Annotated in this window: 14 protein-coding genes, 1 tRNA gene and 1 pseudogene; 6 read left to right on the top strand and 10 right to left on the bottom strand. The window is 70.5% G+C overall.

The annotated features are described in order from the left end of the window. Window positions 1-14: 14 nt before the first annotated feature. The 3 genes from AC3ANP_RS09235 to AC3ANP_RS09225 all read right to left on the bottom strand — a co-directional run bounded on the left by AC3ANP_RS09235 (window position 15) and on the right by AC3ANP_RS09225 (window position 3,271). Window positions 15-1,457, bottom strand: coding sequence for a PGAP1-like alpha/beta domain-containing protein (locus tag AC3ANP_RS09235; RefSeq protein WP_488329896.1), 1,443 nt, complete (start codon window positions 1,455-1,457; stop codon window positions 15-17). Further along, entirely contained in the window at window positions 1,454-2,314 is an 861-nt protein-coding gene (locus tag AC3ANP_RS09230; RefSeq protein WP_488329895.1) for a hypothetical protein, read from the bottom strand. The genes AC3ANP_RS09235 and AC3ANP_RS09230 overlap by 4 nt, the downstream gene beginning before the upstream one ends. Before the next feature lie 180 nt (window positions 2,315-2,494). Continuing rightward, window positions 2,495-3,271, bottom strand: coding sequence for a DUF998 domain-containing protein (locus AC3ANP_RS09225; protein ID WP_488329894.1), 777 nt, complete (start codon window positions 3,269-3,271; stop codon window positions 2,495-2,497). Between the two features lie 85 nt (window positions 3,272-3,356). Between AC3ANP_RS09225 and AC3ANP_RS09220 the strand changes: the two genes are divergently transcribed. The 3 genes and pseudogenes from AC3ANP_RS09220 (at window position 3,357) to AC3ANP_RS09210 (ending at window position 4,348) form a co-directional block, all read left to right on the top strand. After that, window positions 3,357-3,429, top strand: a tRNA-Arg gene (locus AC3ANP_RS09220). A 94-nt stretch (window positions 3,430-3,523) separates the two neighbouring features. Then, window positions 3,524-3,844, top strand: a pseudogene (locus AC3ANP_RS09215) (DUF6314 family protein); the annotation flags it as partial. A gap of 102 nt (window positions 3,845-3,946) precedes the next feature. After that, window positions 3,947-4,348, top strand: a complete 402-nt coding sequence (locus tag AC3ANP_RS09210) for an NUDIX hydrolase (protein WP_488333009.1) — start codon at window positions 3,947-3,949, stop codon at window positions 4,346-4,348. Here the strand turns inward: AC3ANP_RS09210 and AC3ANP_RS09205 are convergent. Together AC3ANP_RS09205 and AC3ANP_RS09200 are read right to left on the bottom strand one after the other, a co-directional pair. After that, window positions 4,345-6,258, bottom strand: coding sequence for an ABC transporter ATP-binding protein (locus AC3ANP_RS09205; protein ID WP_488329893.1), 1,914 nt, complete (start codon window positions 6,256-6,258; stop codon window positions 4,345-4,347). The genes AC3ANP_RS09210 and AC3ANP_RS09205 overlap by 4 nt on opposite strands. Further along, window positions 6,255-7,925: an ABC-F family ATP-binding cassette domain-containing protein gene (locus AC3ANP_RS09200; RefSeq protein WP_488329892.1), complete on the bottom strand. Its 1,671-nt coding sequence runs from the start codon at window positions 7,923-7,925 to the stop codon at window positions 6,255-6,257. Before AC3ANP_RS09200 ends, AC3ANP_RS09205 begins: the two co-directional genes overlap by 4 nt. A 267-nt stretch (window positions 7,926-8,192) precedes the next feature. On the opposite strand from AC3ANP_RS09200, the gene AC3ANP_RS09195 reads away from it, so the two are divergent. The 3 genes from AC3ANP_RS09195 (at window position 8,193) to AC3ANP_RS09185 (ending at window position 10,577) form a co-directional block, all read left to right on the top strand. Next, window positions 8,193-8,972 carry a hypothetical protein gene (locus tag AC3ANP_RS09195; RefSeq protein WP_488329891.1) on the top strand — a complete coding sequence of 260 codons (780 nt, stop codon included), beginning with the start codon at window positions 8,193-8,195 and terminating at the stop codon, window positions 8,970-8,972. Between the two features lie 96 nt (window positions 8,973-9,068). Next, a complete protein-coding gene (locus tag AC3ANP_RS09190) occupies window positions 9,069-9,791 on the top strand; it encodes a hypothetical protein (RefSeq protein WP_488329890.1) in 723 nt (240 codons plus the stop codon). A 51-nt stretch (window positions 9,792-9,842) separates the two neighbouring features. Continuing rightward, entirely contained in the window at window positions 9,843-10,577 is a 735-nt protein-coding gene (locus AC3ANP_RS09185) for a hypothetical protein (protein ID WP_488329889.1), read from the top strand. A gap of 215 nt (window positions 10,578-10,792) precedes the next feature. Here AC3ANP_RS09185 and AC3ANP_RS09180 read toward each other — a convergent pair whose 3' ends face one another. From AC3ANP_RS09180 to mobA, 5 genes are all read right to left on the bottom strand, one after another. After that, window positions 10,793-13,816, bottom strand: coding sequence for an alpha-mannosidase (locus tag AC3ANP_RS09180; protein ID WP_488329888.1), 3,024 nt, complete (start codon window positions 13,814-13,816; stop codon window positions 10,793-10,795). Window positions 13,817-13,906: 90 nt separating this feature from the next. Beyond that, window positions 13,907-14,791: a formate dehydrogenase accessory sulfurtransferase FdhD gene (gene fdhD / locus AC3ANP_RS09175; protein ID WP_488329887.1), complete on the bottom strand. Its 885-nt coding sequence runs from the start codon at window positions 14,789-14,791 to the stop codon at window positions 13,907-13,909. Window positions 14,792-14,875: 84 nt separating this feature from the next. Further along, window positions 14,876-16,303: a molybdopterin molybdotransferase MoeA gene (locus tag AC3ANP_RS09170; protein WP_488329886.1), complete on the bottom strand. Its 1,428-nt coding sequence runs from the start codon at window positions 16,301-16,303 to the stop codon at window positions 14,876-14,878. After that, window positions 16,300-16,587: a DUF6457 domain-containing protein gene (locus AC3ANP_RS09165; protein ID WP_488329885.1), complete on the bottom strand. Its 288-nt coding sequence runs from the start codon at window positions 16,585-16,587 to the stop codon at window positions 16,300-16,302. Before AC3ANP_RS09165 ends, AC3ANP_RS09170 begins: the two co-directional genes overlap by 4 nt. Next, entirely contained in the window at window positions 16,571-17,248 is a 678-nt protein-coding gene (gene mobA / locus AC3ANP_RS09160) for a molybdenum cofactor guanylyltransferase (protein WP_488329884.1), read from the bottom strand. Before mobA ends, AC3ANP_RS09165 begins: the two co-directional genes overlap by 17 nt. Window positions 17,249-17,287 lie beyond the last annotated feature (39 nt).

Genomic DNA, 17,287 nt, shown 5'->3' with positions numbered 1-17,287 from the left:
CACGCGGTCCCAACTCATTGTTTTCGGGAGATGCCCGAGACGGTCGCGCTGACCTGTCCGGGGTCGGATGTCAGGAACCGCTGGGTCGATTCCTTCTGAGCGTACTGGGCGATCGGGCCGCGTTGCTCGACCTCGGCGACAGACTTCACGTACTCGCCGCCGTCGTGATACCCGATGCCGCCGAATCCGGGCGCTACCGCCGGGTTCGGCAGGGTGACCTTGATGGCGGCGTTGTCCTGGCTGGCCGAAACTCTTCCATCGGGACCCACGGTCAGGTCGCCAAGGTCCACCCTGGGGACGGGGTCACCGGCATGCTGAAGCGCCAGGACGTCGATCCGGGCAGGAATCGGTGCCGAATCGACCGGGGAGCCGAAGGTGACCACATTCGTTACGTTGAACCGTGCCGTGAACGACCGGTCCGATGCCAGGGCGGTTGCGATCATGCCGCCCTGGGAGTGGCCGGACAACATGACGGGGGCGGCCTCCGGAATCCCTGCGTTCTCCATGGCGAGGCGCACTGCCTGCGCCGCGGTGGAGAGGTTCCCGCCCGCCAGCTCCAGGTTTCCGGTCAAGTCTGTGGCGTTGGCCGCACCGTCCGGGGCCCAGCGGGTGGTTCCCGGCACACTGACGATATAGGCGTCCGGCTCCCCCGGTTTGTGAACTGCTGTAATCCGGACCGCCGTATCGGGGGTTCCGGGTTTGCCTTGGTCGCCATAGGCGGCGTTGGTGGTCTGCAGGATCGCACTGATGCTTGCAGGTACGGCCGTGTTCAGCCGGCTGTTCGGGTCGATGCCGGCAGGTTCGCCGACGCCGACCGGCAGTGGATTGCCCGCCACCGGCCTGCCGTCGTCGAGCAGATGCGGGTTGTACCGGCCGCCACTCAGCGTGGTGGCGACCAGGGACAGCACTCCCGCCCGGAGCAGGATGTCGTTCGCGGCGAGCTCGGTGATCGAGGGCGGCTCCCCGGACGTCAGCCAACGCCAGCCCATCGCGCCGACCTGCCCGGCGTGGCCGACGACGTCGGCCTGTGCGTCGAGGAGGTTCCGGACCGGCAGTGGCGCGGCGTCCTGCAGCCAGGCCCAGGCGGCCGCCCCCGTCGCGGCTGCCCGGACGGCGCCTGATGCAGCTGCCCGGACGACGTCGGTCCAGCCGGCCGCCGTGCCCGCCGCACCTCCGGCGCCCGTGGGCTCCGAGCCCCTCAGGCTGGCCGCAGACTGCTCCTCCAGGTTGCGCTGTACGGCGCTGGAGGCGGTCCGGAGTGCGCTTTCCGCCTCAACCAGGCGCTGCCGGTGGTCCGCCCAGTCGGCCCGGAAGCGTTGCCCGTCGCGGCCTTCCCACGGCGCCGCGGCAATGGCGGGGGTGAGCTCGGCGCCAAGGGCAGCGAGCCGGTCCGCGGCGCGGGCGAGTTCGGCGCTGAGCCGGCGCCCCGCCTCCATGTCCATTCCCTGCAGGCTCATCCCCGCACCACCGGGGCTGACGTGCCGGCCAGGGCTTCACGGGCACCGAGCAGCCGCCACTGCAGCTGGCGGAGGAGGTCGCCGGAGGGCACGTGCACCAGCACCAGGGACTGGCCGCCGTCGGCGGTGCGGACCGCATAGAGCTCGTCCGCGAGCGCCCAGACGTCCGCTGCGTGAAACGCCGCCGTAGGCCCGGGGCGGTCCGCGGTGACCTCGAGGTGGACGCGGCAACGGGGGGTCAGGACGGCTGTCTTCACGTCCGGCGGCAGGACGGCGTCGGGCAGGCTCAGCAGTTCCGGTCCGCTGATCAGGGTCCGTTCGCCCTCCAGCCAGCCGGCCGGGCCGGGACTGGCCCGCAGTTCGGCCAGGTCAGGAAGCGTCCGCCGCACCGCCGCCCAGGCGTCCGGCTCGTCAAAGCGAACCAGTTCGACGGCGTCCTGCACGTCCATGACCGCCTGTCCTGCCGCGGTAGTGCGGGCCTGCCGCCGGTACGAGACCGCCAGGCCGCGCCCTTCGGACAGGGCAAGGTCGGTGTGCCTGGAGCAGTCCGCCGTGGCCGCGACGACGCTGACGCGAACCGGGGCGGTCACCGCGAGCAGCACAGACCTCCGCCAAGGCTCCGCGAGCAGGTCATCCGGGCCGGTGATTCCGGCCGCCCGGAGTTCAGCCTCCAGCCGTGCAGTGTCCCCCGGTTCCAGGGCCGCCAGGGCTTTGGCACCGGCAGACTGTTCGTAGGCGGCAACATCCACCCCGGGATGGGCCGCGTGGGCCCGGAGGCCGGCGTCCACGGCAGCCGCCCAGGCGAGACCGCTGATTGCCACGACGTCGAGCGCCGGTTCCACGTTACTTTGCACCACATTTTCCCCCTGGCCAGTCCCGGACCACCCTACGCTGCCGGCCGGTGCGACGGGATGGGGAGGACTCCCCGCCCTCCACGCCACCTCCGGTCCACCTCGACAGCGGACGTCGGCAGCAGACGCCGGCATCAGCCTTCGGGTTCAGCCTTCGGCATCAGGCCTCGGGGTCAGCCTTCGGGTTCAGCCGTGCGCGTCCGGCCGCCCTGCCCTGCCCTGCCGCGCACGCTCCTGCCGGACCCGCTGGGCGACCACCAGGCCCACCGCGGCCATGCCCAGGGTGATGGGGTACGCCATCAGGCGTTCCAGCGTGCCGGGCTCGGGTACCCGCATAGCGGTGACCCCGCCGGCAGCGAGCGCTACCACGGAGACGGCCCCGGCGGCCAGGATGAACCAGGCCAGCGGCGTCCGGCCGCGCCACAGCCAGCCAAAAATCAGCAGCGCCAGCCCGCCCGCGGCAAAGTACGTCACGGCACCCACCAGGTGCCAGATGGAGCCGAAGTCTTCCGGCACCAGGCCCACCACCACCGTGCCGGCACCGGCGGCCGCGCTCAGGCCCCGGCCCACCAGGGCGGCAGCCGACGGCGAGCGCAGTCCCGGTGCCACCCGGAGCCGCGCCCCGGCCCGGGCCGCCACGCCGATGACTGCCGAGCTCAGCAGCACCGCGCCGACGATCATGCCGATCCCCTGGACCACGAACGAGGCGTCCATCAGCAGGTGCGCCGGCGAGCACACGTCGCGGCCGTCGAAACTGCCGCATCCGACGGCGCCAAGATCGCTGATCAGGCCGGTGCGCCGGCTGTACGGCGCCCGGCCGGCCCAGGCACCGATGACCGCGGCTTCGGCGACGAAATACTGCAGCACGCTCAACTTGGCGAGCGCGCCGAGGTAGAACCGGGTGGACGCCACGTCCGGCACATCAATGAGTGTCCGGGCGTCGGTTATCGAAGAGCCTGCCATGCCAAGAGCGTAGTACGCGCGCTCACCTTGTATGCTGGTATCCGTGTCCGGACGGGCCGGCCAACCGCCGCCCGCCTGCATGCCCGCCCTCGTAGCTCAGTGGATAGAGCACGGCTCTCCTAAAGCCGGTGTCGTTGGTTCGATTCCAATCGAGGGCACTTGGATCCCCTGCTGCCGGACCCCGGCGACGACGGCGCAACCGGCTTCGACCTGCGCCGGTACCTGCTGGGCGCCTGGACGGTGACCCGCACCATGACCGACCGGTCCGCAGGCAGTCACGGCACCTTCACCGGCGTCGTGCACTTCACCGCGACGGACGACGGCGGCCTCCACTACCGTGAAGAAGGCACCGTGCGGTGGGACCCGGCGGGCGGCACGCGCTTCACCGGACCGGCCAGCCGGGAATACCTGCTCCGGCCCGCGGCAACACCGGAGACCATGGACATGGTCTTCCCGGACGGCCGGCCCTTCCACCGCATCGGCTTCGGCGCCCGGCACGGCCGGGACGGGCATTGGTGTGACCCCGACACCTACCGGGTCGAGTACACGAAACTCGGGGCGGACGCCTTCCGCTTCCGCTGGGACGTCACCGGCCCGGCGAAGGACCTGCTGCTCGAATCCGTGCTGCGACGCACCCCCGGGGCAGGCCGCGCCGACGCACCCGCGAATGCCAACATCGTGGTCTCCGCCGTGTGCGTTTATGACGCCGCCGGCCGGCTCCTGACCGTCCGCAAGCGCGGAACCGACAAGTTCATGCAGCCCGGCGGCAAACCCGAACCGGGCGAATCCGCGGCGCAGGCGGCATCCCGCGAACTTGCGGAGGAGGTCGGAGTGACCGTGGCCGCGGACGAGTTGGAGCCGCTGGGCAGTTGGCTGGCCGAGGCCGCCAACGAGGCGGCCACGCAGATTGAGGCCACGGTGTTCATCGCCCCGGGCACGTGGAGCGCGCGGGCCGCCGCCGAGATCGCCGAAGTCCGCTGGCTGGACCTGGCCGGCCCGGCGCCGGAGGACCTGGCACCGCTGCTCACCGACCATGTGCTGCCGCTCCTCGCGGCACGGGTGGGGCGGCGGGACTAGGGCTCCGGCACCGCCTCGGCAGCAACCGCGGTGGCCTCGGCAAACTGGGTCCGGTACAGCTCGGCGTAGCGGCCGTCCGCGGCCAGCAGCTCGGTGTGGGTACCCCGTTCCACGATCGAGCCGCCCTCGACCACCAGAATCGCGTCCGCGGCCCGGATGGTGGAAAGCCGGTGGGCGATCACCACGGCGGTGCGGCCCTCCAGCGCGGCGCCCAGCGCCTCCTGCACGGCAGCCTCATTGGTGGAATCGAGCGCGGCCGTGGCCTCGTCCAGAATCACGACCCGCGGCTGCGCGATCAGCAGCCGGGCAATCGTGAGCCGCTGGCGCTCGCCGCCCGAGAGCCGGTAACCGCGCTCCCCGACCACCGTGTTAAGGCCATCCGGCAACGACCGGACCATGGTTTCCAGCCTGGCCTGGCGCAGCACGTTCCACATCAGCTCCTCGCTCGCGCCCGGGCGGGCCAGGCGGAGGTTGGAGGCGATGCTTTCGTGGAACAGATGGCCGTCCTGGGTCACCATGCCCAGGGTTTCGCGCATCGAGTCGAAGGTCAGGTCACGGACGTCCACCCCGGTACCCGGCTTTGCGCCGCCGAAGCGGACCGCGCCGGAATCGACGTCGTACAGCCGGGCCAGCAACTGCGCGATGGTGGACTTGCCGGCGCCGGAGGATCCGACGAGGGCCACCGTCTGCCCGGGTTCGACCCGGAAGCTGATGCCGTGCAGCACCTCCTCGCCGCCGCGGGTGTCCAGGGTGGCGACGTCCTCGAGCGACGCGAGCGAGACCTTGTCCGCGGACGGGTAGGCGAACCGGACGTCGTCGAATTCCACCGCCAGCGGCCCGGACGGCGACTGCACCGCGTCCGGCTTCTGCTGGATCAGCGGCTTGAGGTCCAGGATTTCGAAGACCCGCTCGAAGCTGACGAGGGCGCTCATGATTTCGACCCGCGCGTTGGAAAGCGCGGTCAGTGGGGCGTAGAGCCGGGTGAGCAGCAGGGCCAGCACGACCACGTCGCCCGCGGCGAGCTGGCCGCCCAGGGCCAGCCAGCCGCCGAGCCCGTACACCAGGGCGAGGGCCAGGGCGGAGACCAGGGTCAGGGCCGTGACAAAGGTGAACTGGAGCATGGCGGTGCGGACGCCGATGTCCCGCACCCGGCCGGCCCGGAGCGCGAATTCGTGGGATTCCTCGTCCGGACGGCCGAACAACTTCACCAGCGTGGCGCCGGGGGCGGAAAAGCGTTCCGTCATCTGCGTACCCATCGCCGCGTTGTGTTCCGCGGCCTCCCGGCGCAGGTCGGCCAGCCGCGAGCCCATCCGGCGGGCCGGGATGAGGAAGATCGGCAGCAGGATCACGGCCAGGACCGTCACCAGCCAGGACTTGTTCAGCATCACCGCCAGGGTCAGGATCAGCGCCACCACATTGCTCACGACGCCCGAGAGGGTGCCGGCGAAGGCCGATTGCGCGCCGATGACGTCATTGTTCAGCCGGCTGACCAGTGCCCCGGTCCGGGTCCGGGTGAAGAACGCGATCGGCATTTTCTGAACGTGGTCGAAGACCTTGGTGCGCAGGTCCACGATCACACCCTCGCCGATGACCGAGGAGAGCCAGCGGGTGACCAGCCCGATCCCGGCCTCGGCCACGGCCACGACCGCGATCAGCACCGCCAGCCACACGACCTTCGCCGCGTCGGCGTGCGCAATGATGGCGTCCACCACCTGGCCGGCGAGCACCGGCGTCGCGACCGCCAGCACGGCCATCACGATGGACAGCAGCACGAAGGCAACCAGCTGCCCGCGGTGCGGCCGGGCGAATCCGAAGACCCGCTTGATCGTGGCCCGGGAGAACGGCCGTGACCGGTCCGACGCGCGGGTGATGTTGTAGAGGGAGCTCCAGGCCACCCGGTCCATGCTCATTTGTTGCTGCCTTTCGGGGCGCCGGCGGCCAGCTGTTCGGTAACGACGCCGTCGAGAACGTTCCAGCGCACGTCAAGGCGCACGTTTTCCAGCAGCCGGCGGTCGTGGGTGACGAGCAGCAACGCGCCGTCGTAGCTTTCCAGTGCCGCCTCCAGCTGTTCGATCGCGGGCAGGTCCAGGTGGTTGGTGGGCTCATCCAGGACCAGCAGGTTGACCCCGCGCGCCTGCAGCAGCGCCAACGCGGCCCGGGTCCGCTCGCCGGGCGAAAGCGAATCGACGGTCCGGGCGGTGTGGTCGGCCTTGAGGCCGAACTTTGCCAGCAGGGTTCGGATCTCCGCGGGGGTCAGCTCCGTGAGCACGGCTTCGACCGCGGCCGCGAGCTGCAGATGGCCGGCCAGCAGGCCGCGGGCCTGGTCGATTTCCCCGACGGCCACCGAGGCGCCCAGCGAGGCGTCACCCGCGTCCGGCCGCCGGACTCCGAGCAGCAGGCGCAGCAGTGTGGATTTGCCGGCCCCGTTCGGCCCGGTGATGCCGATCCTTTCGCCGGCGTTGAGCTGCAGGTTCACCGGCCCCAGGGTGAAGCCGCCCTGCCGCACGACGGCGTCCCGCAAGGTGGCCACAACGGCGCTGGACCGCGGAGCCGCACCGATGCTGAACTGCAGCTGCCATTCCTTCCGCGGTTCTTCGACTTCCTCGAGCCGGGCGATCCGCGATTCCATCTGCCGGACCTTTTGGCCTTGCTTTTCGGAGGATTCGGTGTTCGCTGCACGCCGGATCTTGTCGTTGTCGGGGCTCTTCTTCATGGCGTTGCGGACGCCCTGGGAGCTCCATTCGCGTTGCGTCCGGGCCCGGGAGACGAGGTCCGCCTTGGTGTTGGCGAACTCCTCGTAGCGTTCGCGGGCGTGCCGGCGGGCGACGGCGCGTTCCTCCAGGTACGCCTCGTAGCCGCCGTCGTAGACCGCGACGGCGTTCTGCCCCAGGTCCAGTTCCACCACGGTGGTGACGCAGCGGGACAGGAATTCGCGGTCGTGGGAGACCAGTACGACGCCGCTGCGCAGGCCCCGCACGAAGGCTTCCAGCCTGGCCAGCCCGTCCAGGTCGAGGTCATTCGTCGGCTCGTCCAGGAGCACGACGTCGAACCGGCTCAGCAGCAGGGCGGCCAGGGCCACCCGCGCGGCCTGGCCGCCGGAGAGCCCGGTCATGGGGGCGTCCGCTCCCACGTCCAGGCCGAGGTCTGCGAGCACCGGCGGAATCCGTTCCTCCAGGTCCGCGGCACCGGAAGCCATCCAGCGGTCGAAGGCGAGCGAGTAGGCGTCGTCGGTTCCCGGTGCGCCGGTTCCCAGTGCTTCCGCGGAGGCTTCCATGGCAGCCGTCGCCGCGGTGCAACCGGTGCGTCGCGCGATGTAGCCGCCGACGCTTTCGCCCTCGATGCGTTCGTGTTCCTGGGGCAGCCAGCCGACGAACGCGTCGGCCGGGGCCAGGCTGACGGATCCGTCCTGCGGTTGGTCGACGCCGGCAAGCAGCCGCAGCAGGGTGGACTTGCCGGCACCGTTGGCGCCGACCACTCCGACGACGTCGCCGGGGGCGACGGTCAGGGAGAGTTTGGAAAACAGGGTGCGGTGGTCGTGGCCGCCGGAAAGGTCCTTGGCAACAAGGGTTGCAGTCATTAGTCCATCCTCTCACCGCAGCCGGAAACTGGCCCTCAACAGAGGGCTGCTCGAAGGGCCGCCGGGGCTGCGATTCCGCTCCATCGCGCCGGCCTGGCGCCGGGCATGAAAGAACCCGCCGGTCCGGACTTGGGGGGTGTACGGACCAGCGGGTTCGAGCAACTAGCATAGTTCAATCTGCGCCGCGGGTAAAATCGGCGGCGGGCCCGGCTCCTTCAAGAGTGAGCCAGGGGCGGCGGACGAGGTCCACGAACTGAAGGCACACCGATGATTTTTGTCCTGCAATGCTCCACCCTGCTCGTTTGTGTGCTGCTCGTCGCGCTCCGGGCTCCGGCCGCACGGCGCGGTGAAAACCGCTCGTTGTTTGGCATTTTCGTGCTTGCGGCCTTCGCCATGCTGCTGAGCATCGGACCCAGCTACACTGTCATCGATTCCTGGCTGGGCTCGAGCAACTACGCCAACCTCATGCTGCGCTTTGTCATCTACGGAACGGTCCTGCTGGCTGGCTACAAGATCGCGCGGGGATTCGACAACGGTCCGGCCGCGTGGCTGTTGTTAGGCCCGGTAGGGCTGGCAGCCCTGGCTATCGTCGCCGCTGCCACGGTAATTCCGTTCCTGATGGCCAACACCGCCGGAACCTCGGTGGGGATGGCGTCGCTTCCGGACCAAAGCGAGCCCAACAGGCAGCTGATCAGGCTGTACACCGCCGCCGGGCGGCTCTACCCGGCATTCGTCGCCGCGTGTCTCCTGCCCGCCACGCTGGGTTCCATCCGATCCCGCCTCCCCTGGCTGGTCCGCCTGGGTGCGGCCGTCTTGTCCCTGGGAGCAATCGCCATGATCATTCTGGCGTTCGGTGAGCTGCTGCCGCCGCCACTGACCTTCCTGCAGTACTTCATCAGTTCCACCGCCGTGCTGGGCCTCACCGGAGGCCTCGCCTTGATCTGGCTGGGGAAGGTGGCCGCTCGGCGTGCCGGTCGACAACGCCGCGCTGCCCCGGAGAACCAGTCCGCGGCCGATCACGAACCCGTCGGCCGGAAAGATTTATGATGGCCTGTAGGGGGCGGTGTCGGATTTCTCCCCCGGCGTCCGCGTAGCAGCACGGCCCGCCCGGCCACCCTGCACCCAGCCTGCAGAAAGTCACAGATGGCACTTCCCGCCAAAGCGTTTCAACACTGGCTACACAGTGTCGCGCCGGCGATGAGTACCGCCGACATTTGTCGGATCTCCGGCGTCAAGCGCACCACTTTGGCCCAACAACTGGTGCGCGGCAAGGTCGCCGAGACCACGCTGGTCAGCATCAGCCGGGCCCTTGGCTTGAACCCGCTGGACGGGCTGGCTGGCTTTCAGAACTACGCTGGGCTGGCGGATCCGGCGTTGCCGCCGACGCCGGCGGAACTGGTCAGCCAAATCGCGACCACGGACCTGCTGCGTGCCGTCATCGCCCGTGCCGATCCATGCGGGGCAGCAACACCTGGGCTGAGCCCGGCCCCGCATGCCACCTCGGTGCGGAACTGGGTGGATGCCATCGACAACGGTGAACTGCGGCACCGGGTTTCTGCCGCCACCGGAGTCGCGCCGCAGAACTATTCCGCGCAGCTGACGGCCAACCGCCTCTCGCCCGAACTGGCGGTGGCAACGTCGCGCGCGGCCGGCGTCGGCCTGACCGGAGGCTTGGTCGCCACCGGGCTGATCGCGGAGGCCGAAGCGGGCTGGCCGCCCGGAGCCCGCCAGGAGGCCCTGGCTGGGCTTTCCGACGGAGAACTGGCCTTACTGGCCGGGGACCGGTTGCAGGCGCTGGGCCGGACGCTGCGGCGGCATGAACTGGAACAAGCGCAGGCAGAAAAGATCTGGGAGAACCTGGGATGATCGACGTCCTGCAGTCGTTGGCCGTGCGGCCCTGCCACGGGAAAGCGCGCCATGGCCGCCCTTGAATGGGGGACGTTTATTGTCTGCGGCTCTGCGTGCCTGGTGCGTGTCCCGGATGCGCTGCGGGGCCGCAACCGCGCGGTCTTTGGGATCCTGTTCCTCGCCACGGCGTGCAGCCTGCTCAGCATCCCCGGGCCCTACGGGGCAATCGACCAGGCGCTGGGCGGCTGGAACTTAACCAACCTGCTCCTGCGCCTAGTCGTCTTCCTGATGGTTTTCCTGGTGGGGTTGCGCCTGGCGAAGGGGCTCGGCGCCGGCCACGCGCGCCGGCTGCTCACCGGCACCGCGGGACGCTGGTGGCTGGCCGCGGCCTGCCTGGCGGTGACCGCCATCTTCCTGCTGATGGACACCGAGGGCTCGTCGGCAGGGCTCGAGGCGCTCTGGGACGACGGGGGACGGAACGGCGCGCTGGCCCCGTTCTATGCCGCCGCCGGGCGCAGTTACCCCGCCTTTGTCTCGGTGGTCCTGGCACCGCCGCTGTTGGCCACCGCGCGGACGCGCCTGCCCCGGTTCGTCCGGGCCGGCGCTGTTCTGACCCTCGCCGGTGCCATCGCCGCGGTCCTGAGCGTGCCGGCATCCTTCGCGCCGGCCCCCTGGGACCCTGCGAGACTGCTGGTTAACTACCTGGCGGTGCTGGGCTACGTGCTGGGGCTGCTCGCCTTCTGGTGGTCCGGCCGCCGAGCCCGGCCGGCAGGTAACGCTCCCGCAACGTTTCGCAAAATCTAGCCCCCTCCGTTCACACAATCATTAGAGCGTGAGAGAATCATGAATGTGTGAAAACGCCGGTTTGCCTCGTGAATGGGGATTCAGTGTTACAGGCCAGCCGACGTCCAACGCCATTGGGGGGATGAGTGGTAGCGGTCCGCTGGACCGCTCCCACTCAGCCTGTTTAAGCCGGCCTTCTCGCGGACACGCCGGCGCGCTCCCGGCCCGGTCCGCAGTCACCGTGCGAACCGCAACGTCAGCAACTGGAACGGCCGCAGGATCAGCTCCACACCGCCGCCCCGCACGCTGACCCCGGGTGCGTCGGCCGGGCGCTCGAGGAGATCCACCGCCCGCACCCCGGCAGCGTCGAAGTTCGCGGACAGGACCCCGGAGGAGCGCTCCCCGAGCGATTCGTACAGCCGCACCACCACGTCGCCCGAACCATCCTCCGCGAGTTTGACCGCCTCGATGACGAGGGCAGGGTTGGACACGGTAAACAACGCCTCCACGCCGTGTGCGCCCCTGACGGTGCGCGGGGCAAGGTTGGTCCGGTACCCCTCCTCGACGGCGTCGGCGATGCCGGCACCGGGCCGGACGGTTACGGTCAGTTCGTGCCGGCCCTGGTCGGCACGTGGATCGGGGAACTTCGGTGCCCGCAACAGCGAGACACGGACCGTGGTGGTGGTGCCGCCGTCGGCGTCCCGGACAGTGCGGGTGACGTCGTGGCCGTAACTGGCCGCGTTGGAGACCGCCACCCCGTACCCGGGTTCAGCCACGTGGATCCAGCGGTGCGCGCAGATTTCGAATTTCGCCGCCTCCCACGAGGTGTTGAGGTGGGTGGCCCGGAAGACGTGGCCGAACTGGGTTTCCGCCGCCGAGCGGTCCGCGCGGACATCAAAGGGGAAGCCGAGTTTGAGCAGCTTCTCGCGTTCCTGCCAGTCCACGGCGGTGGAAATTGCCAGTGACGCGGCGCCGGGTTCCAGCAGGATCCGCTGGGTCACCGCCGAGGTGCCTGCCAGCCGCTCCACCACGACGGCCGCGGCCGCGCCGGACCGTTCCAGCGTCACCGACCGGGCCTCGGTCAGCGCCGTGACGTTGCGCCGGTAGAAGGCGTCGATATCCCAGGCGTCCCACTCGTTCGGGGTGTCCCGGTGCAGTTCGAGCAGGTTGCCGAACTCGCCCGGCGCGATGGCTTCCCGGCCGCTGCCATGGTCCTGCAGTGACACCAGCAGCCCGTCGGCGTTGACCACGGCCCGGATGAGTCCGTTGTCCAGCACGTAGCCGCCGTCGGCCGCGGTGCACTGCACGGGCGCTGCCGCGAGGACCGGGGCGGCGGCAGCCAGGGCCGGCACACCGCGGCGCGCGTGCGGGGCGGCGTTGAGCAGGAATTCCTGCTCGCCTTCCCCCAGCATGGCGCCGGCGGCCTCGGCAATGATCGCTTCAAGCCGGGCGGCGACGGCTCCGTAGTTCCGTTCCGCGTCCTGGTGCACCCAGGCGATCGAACTGCCCGGCAGGATGTCGTGGAACTGCTGCAGCAGCACCAGCTGCCAGAGCCGTTTGAGCTCAGCGGCCGGATAGCGTGCCCCGGCACGGACCGCCGCCGTGGTGCACCACAGCTCCGCTTCCCGCAGCAGGTGCTCGCTGCGCCGGTTGCCGCGCTTGGTGTTGGCCTGGCTGGTGTAGGTGCCCCGGTGCAGCTCCAGGTACAGCTCACCGACCCACACCGGGAGCCCCTGGTACTCCTGCTCGGCGGCGGCAAAGAACTCGGCAGCGGCGCCCAGCCGCACCCTGGGCGATCCTTCCAGGTCCGCGGTCCGGCGGGCCGCCGCCAGCATTTCGCGGGTGGGGCCGCCGCCGCCGTCGCCGTAGCCAAACGGCAGCAGCGACATGGAACCGCGGCCGTGGTCCCGGTAGTTGCGCTCCGCGTGGGCGAGCTCCCGGCCGTTGATCTCGGCGCTGTAGCTGTCCACCGGCGGGAAGTGGGTGAAGATCCGGGTGCCGTCGATCCCTTCCCAGGCGAAGGTGTGGTGCGGCATCCGGTTGACCTGGTTCCAGGAGATCTTCTGGGTCAGGAACCAGCGGCTGCCGGCGGCCTTGACGATCTGCGGCATGGCGCCGGAATAGCCGAAGCTGTCCGGCAGCCAGGCTTCCCGGCACTCGACGCCGAATTCGGCCAGGAAGAAGGCCTTGCCTTCGAGGAACTGGCGGGCCATGGCCTCGCCGCCGGGCATGTTGCTGTCCGCTTCAACCCACATGCCGCCCACCGGGACGAACTGCCCGGCCTCGACCTTCTCCCGGATCCGGCCGAACAACTCCGGATAGAACTCCTTCATCCAGGCGAACTGCTGGGCCGAGGAGCACGAAAACACGAAGTCGGGATCGTCGTCCATCAGGGCAACGGCGTTGGAGAACGTCCGTGCGCATTTCCGGATGGTTTCCCTGACCGGCCAGAGCCAGGCGGAATCGATGTGCGCGTGGCCGGTCGCGACCAGCTGGTGCGCCGAGGCGTAGGCGGGCCGGGCCAGCACCTCGGCGAGCGCGGCACGGCCGGCGCCCGCCGTACCGGGGACGTCGTCCGGGTCCATGGCGTCGAGCATGGCTTCGAAGGCGCGCAGGATTTCGTGGCGCCGGGGCAGCTCCATCGGCAGCTCGTGCATGAGCCCGCGGAGCGTGCCGACGTCCTGCTGCAATTCCCAGACCGTCCGGTTGAGCTCGGCAATGACGATCGGGCCCAGCCGGTACTGCGGGGCCGCCCCGGCAGTGGCCCGGTCACCGTAGGGGGTGGCGGCGAAGGTCCAGCCCTGCGACAGGTCAGGATTGGCCGCCGCTTCGACGTAAAAGTCCACGGCCAGGCCGCCGCCCAGGAGCTTCAGGGGAATGTACTGGTTCCGCGGCGAGACCGCCTTGATGACGGTTCCGTCCGGCCGCCAGGCCGTACCTTCACATTGAAAGCCGGGGAGGTCGGTGCCGAAGCCCAGGTCCACGAGGATTTCGACGGCGGTGTCCGGGTCGCTGCCCCAGGACGCGGGTACTTCGCCCTGCAGACGAAGCCACATGGTGCTCCAGGGGCTCCCCCACGGCGCCCCTGGTTCCTGGGGTCCGAAGTCCTGCTGCAGTGCCTCGGACGCCGGGACCGGTTCGCCCGGAGCGACCCAGCTGCTGAGCGTCAGCGGGACGGTGCGCGGGTACACCGCGGGGAGGATGCGTTCGCGCAGGAAGCGGTCCAGCCGGAGTTCAGTGAGACGGCGGTCGTCGTGCAAGGTGCTCCTTAGCGCGGTCGCCGGTGTGGCGACGCGGGGTTCGGGCCGTGGATCCAGTCGATGGATGAAAATCTACGTGCCCCGCCGCGCTTATGCCAATGCATCCCGTTCCCGCGCAGCCGGCAGGTGGATGCGCCCGTGACCGGCGTAGACGTTCAGCGAACTGCCCCGGCTGAATCCTGCCAGCGTCATCCCGCTGGCTTCGGCAAGCTCCACGGCCAGGCTGGAAGGGGCGCTGACGGCCGCGAGGACGGGGATCCCGGCCAGCGCGGCCTTCTGCACCAGTTCGAAGGAGGCCCGGCCGGAGACCTGGAGCACGGTTCCGCTCAGCGGCAGCAGGCCTTCCCGCAGCGCCCAGCCCACCACCTTGTCCACCGCGTTGTGCCGCCCCACGTCCTCGCGCAGGCAGAGCAGTTCCGCGGACCCGTCGTCGGCGATCCGGAACAGGCCGGCGGCGTGCACGCCGCCGGTGACGTCGAAGACCGCCTGGGCTTCCCGGAGCCGGTCCGGCAGCGAGGCCAGGGTCGCCGCCGGCACGGTCAGTGGATCCGTCGCGGGGCTGAAGTGCGAGGATTTGCGCACCGCCTCGATCGAGTCTGTGCCGCAGATGCCGCAGGAACTGGAGGTAAAGACATTGCGCCCGGTCTCCGGACGCGCGACGTCGGGGCGGAGCTGTGCCTCCACCACGTTGAACGTCTGGACGCCGTCCTCGTCCTCGCCCGCGCAGAAGCGCAGCGAGACGAGTTGCTCCGGCGCCCAGATGACGCCTTCGGACACCAGGAAGCCGGCGACGAGGTCGAAGTCGTTGCCCGGGGTGCGCATCGTGACGGAGAAGGACAGGCTGCCCAGCCGGATCTCAAGCGGTTCCTCGACCGCCAGGACGTCCTCGCGGTGCCGGACCGGGAACTCCAGGGCCTGCGGCGAGCCATCCAGGACGAATTTGTGGATTTTGCGGCGCTGCGTCACGCGGCCCATCGGAGACTCCTCATCAACATGCGTCCGGGCACGGTTAGCGGCGCCCGGTTCTCCCCCGTCTCCATCATGGACTCCGCCCGCCGCTCAGCCAAGCAGGCCGCTCCAGTCCACTGGTCCGTCCGCGGCCGGCTTCCGGGAGGCCCGCTTGGCGGCCGGCTTGGCCGGCGGTTTCGCGGCCGCGGGGTCCGGGAGGGCAGCGCCCCATGGAAGCGGGAAAGCCGGCACGGGCTCACCCAGCTGCACCCCGTGCGGCGGCACCACCAGGACGCCGTCGGCTGCGGCCAGACCACGCATCATGCCCGGGCCGGTGTGCTGCGCCGGCGAGGCCATGCCGTACAGCATCCGGAACGGCATCAGCCGGGTCCGGCCCGGGTCTGGATCGATCGAGGTTCCGCACGGCACGTCGGTCACCGGCGGAAGGGTGCCGTGGCCCAGCGCCGCCAGCAGGGGGCCGCCGAGGGTCGACAGTGCCATCATGGCCGCCAGCGGGTTACCCGGCAGCCCGAGGATGAAGCGCCCGTCCGGGAGCTCCGCCAGCACGGCGGGGTGGCCCGGACGCATGGCGATCCCGTCGATCAGCAGCCGGCCGCCCAGCGCGGCCACGGTCCGCCGCAAGTGGTCCGTCCCGGAGCGGCCGGTCCCGCCGGTGGTGATGACGACGTCGGCCGGCTGCATCGCCGGTTGCCTGCTCGAGTCCACGGGAAGCGTTCCGGGGGCCTCCGCCGGGAGCTCGACGTCTTCAAGGGCGGCGAGCCACTCGGCATCGCTGTCGCCGATTCTGGCCTCCCCGGCGCTGACTCCGCCGAGCATGCCCACCACGGCGGCCAGTTGCGGGCCGAAGGTGTCACGCACTTCGCCGGGCCTCGGGAGGCCGGCGCTGACGACTTCGGCGCCGGTCAGCACCAGGCGGACCACGGGTTTGCCGAGGACGGGCAGGCTGTCGTGTCCGGCCAGCGCGGCCAGGGCCAGGTGCGCCGGGTTGAGCACGGCGCCGGCGCTGATCAGCACCTGTCCCGCCGCCGCTTCCTCTCCGGCCGGGCGGACATGTTCACCGCTCCGGGGCTCCCCCGGCCTGGCACCGGCACCGAGCTTGAGGACCGGCAGGCCATCCTCGTCCGGGGCAATGACGCCGTTCTCACTGCGCAGCACGGACCTGGCCCCCGGAGGCAGGAGTCCGCCGGTGACGATCGGGCTGGCCTGATGCGGGGCCAGCCGTTGTCCGGGCTCGGCGAGGATCCACGGTCCGCTGCCGTTGGTGGCCCACCCGTCCATCGCGGAGGAGGCGTAGTGCGGCATGTCGTGCAGGGCGCTTAGATCGGCCGCAAGCGTCCGTCCCAGGGCGTCCCGCAGCGGAACAGGCGCGGGCGGGATGGGTGTGGCGCAGTCGAAGGCCAGCTGCCGTGCTTCCTGCCAGCTGTGCACGAGGTGCCGGTGCGGCGGTGCCGCGGCATCGTCCTCGGGTGGCCCGCCGCTGCCTTCACCGTCGGCGTCCGTGTCGCCGTCCGGCGTCATGCCCCGGAAGCCTCGGAGGCGGCGTATTCCTTGGCGAGCTTCCGGGCCACGCCCATGGCTGCCTGCATGGAAACACTGTCGGTCGCCTGGCCGGAACCCGCGGCGAGGCCGGCGGCAAAGCCGGCCACGAAGGTGGTCAGCGGCGCGGCGGGGCGCACGATCGAATGGGCCGCTACCCCGGCCAGCCCCAGCACCTCGTTGATGTCGATCTCAACGTCTTCCAACTCCAGGGCCTGGAGCAGCGCGCGGCACCAGTCCTCGAGCGTCTCATCCTGGCTTTTCACTCTGTGCCTCCCACGTCGAATTCGCTGTCGTTGTCCCGGACCCGCCGGCGCCGGACACGCCCAACGCCAAGGCGTCGCCCCAGGTATCCACGTCAGCCGTTGAGCCCGCCGGAACTGGAATCTCCCGCAGCTCCAGCCTAGCAAGGAGGGCGAAGACGGAGCCGCCATTGAGGCTGTTGCGGCCGGCTGCTTCCGCCACGGCATGTACTAGCGCAGCTGTGCTATAAAGACCCGCCAGCGGCTGGACGCGCCCATCCGGCGAGACTGCCACCACCCCGTCGAGGGCCGGTTGCGGAGCGTCGGACACCGCGCGGAGCAGGGCGGCGACCGCAGCGCCGACCCGTGGCATATCACAGGCCAGGACGAGGGTCAGCGCGGCGGGGCGGCCGGCCGGCGCACCGGGCCCGGGGCCGGCCAGCGCCGCCAGGCCGGCAGCAATCGCGGCGGCGGGGCCGGCAAATGGCGGGTCTTCGCGGCAGGCCTGCGCGCCTGGCGGAAGGTCCCCCGGATCCGGGCCGACGACTGCCGTCCGGCGGGCTCCCTCCGCTGCCCGGAGCGCCCGGGACAGCAGGGTGGCGCCGTCGAACGTCAGCTGGGCCTTGGGCGAGCCTCCGAGCCGGGAGGACCTGCCACCGGCAAGGATGACGGCGTCGTATTCCACCCGCCCAGCCTAGCCGCCGCGGCACGGCGTCGACGTCGG

The organism is Arthrobacter sp. JB02-1C (assembly GCF_057748045.1).
Note: the sequence above shows the minus strand (reverse complement) of the source record. Positions and strands in the feature narration are given on the sequence as shown.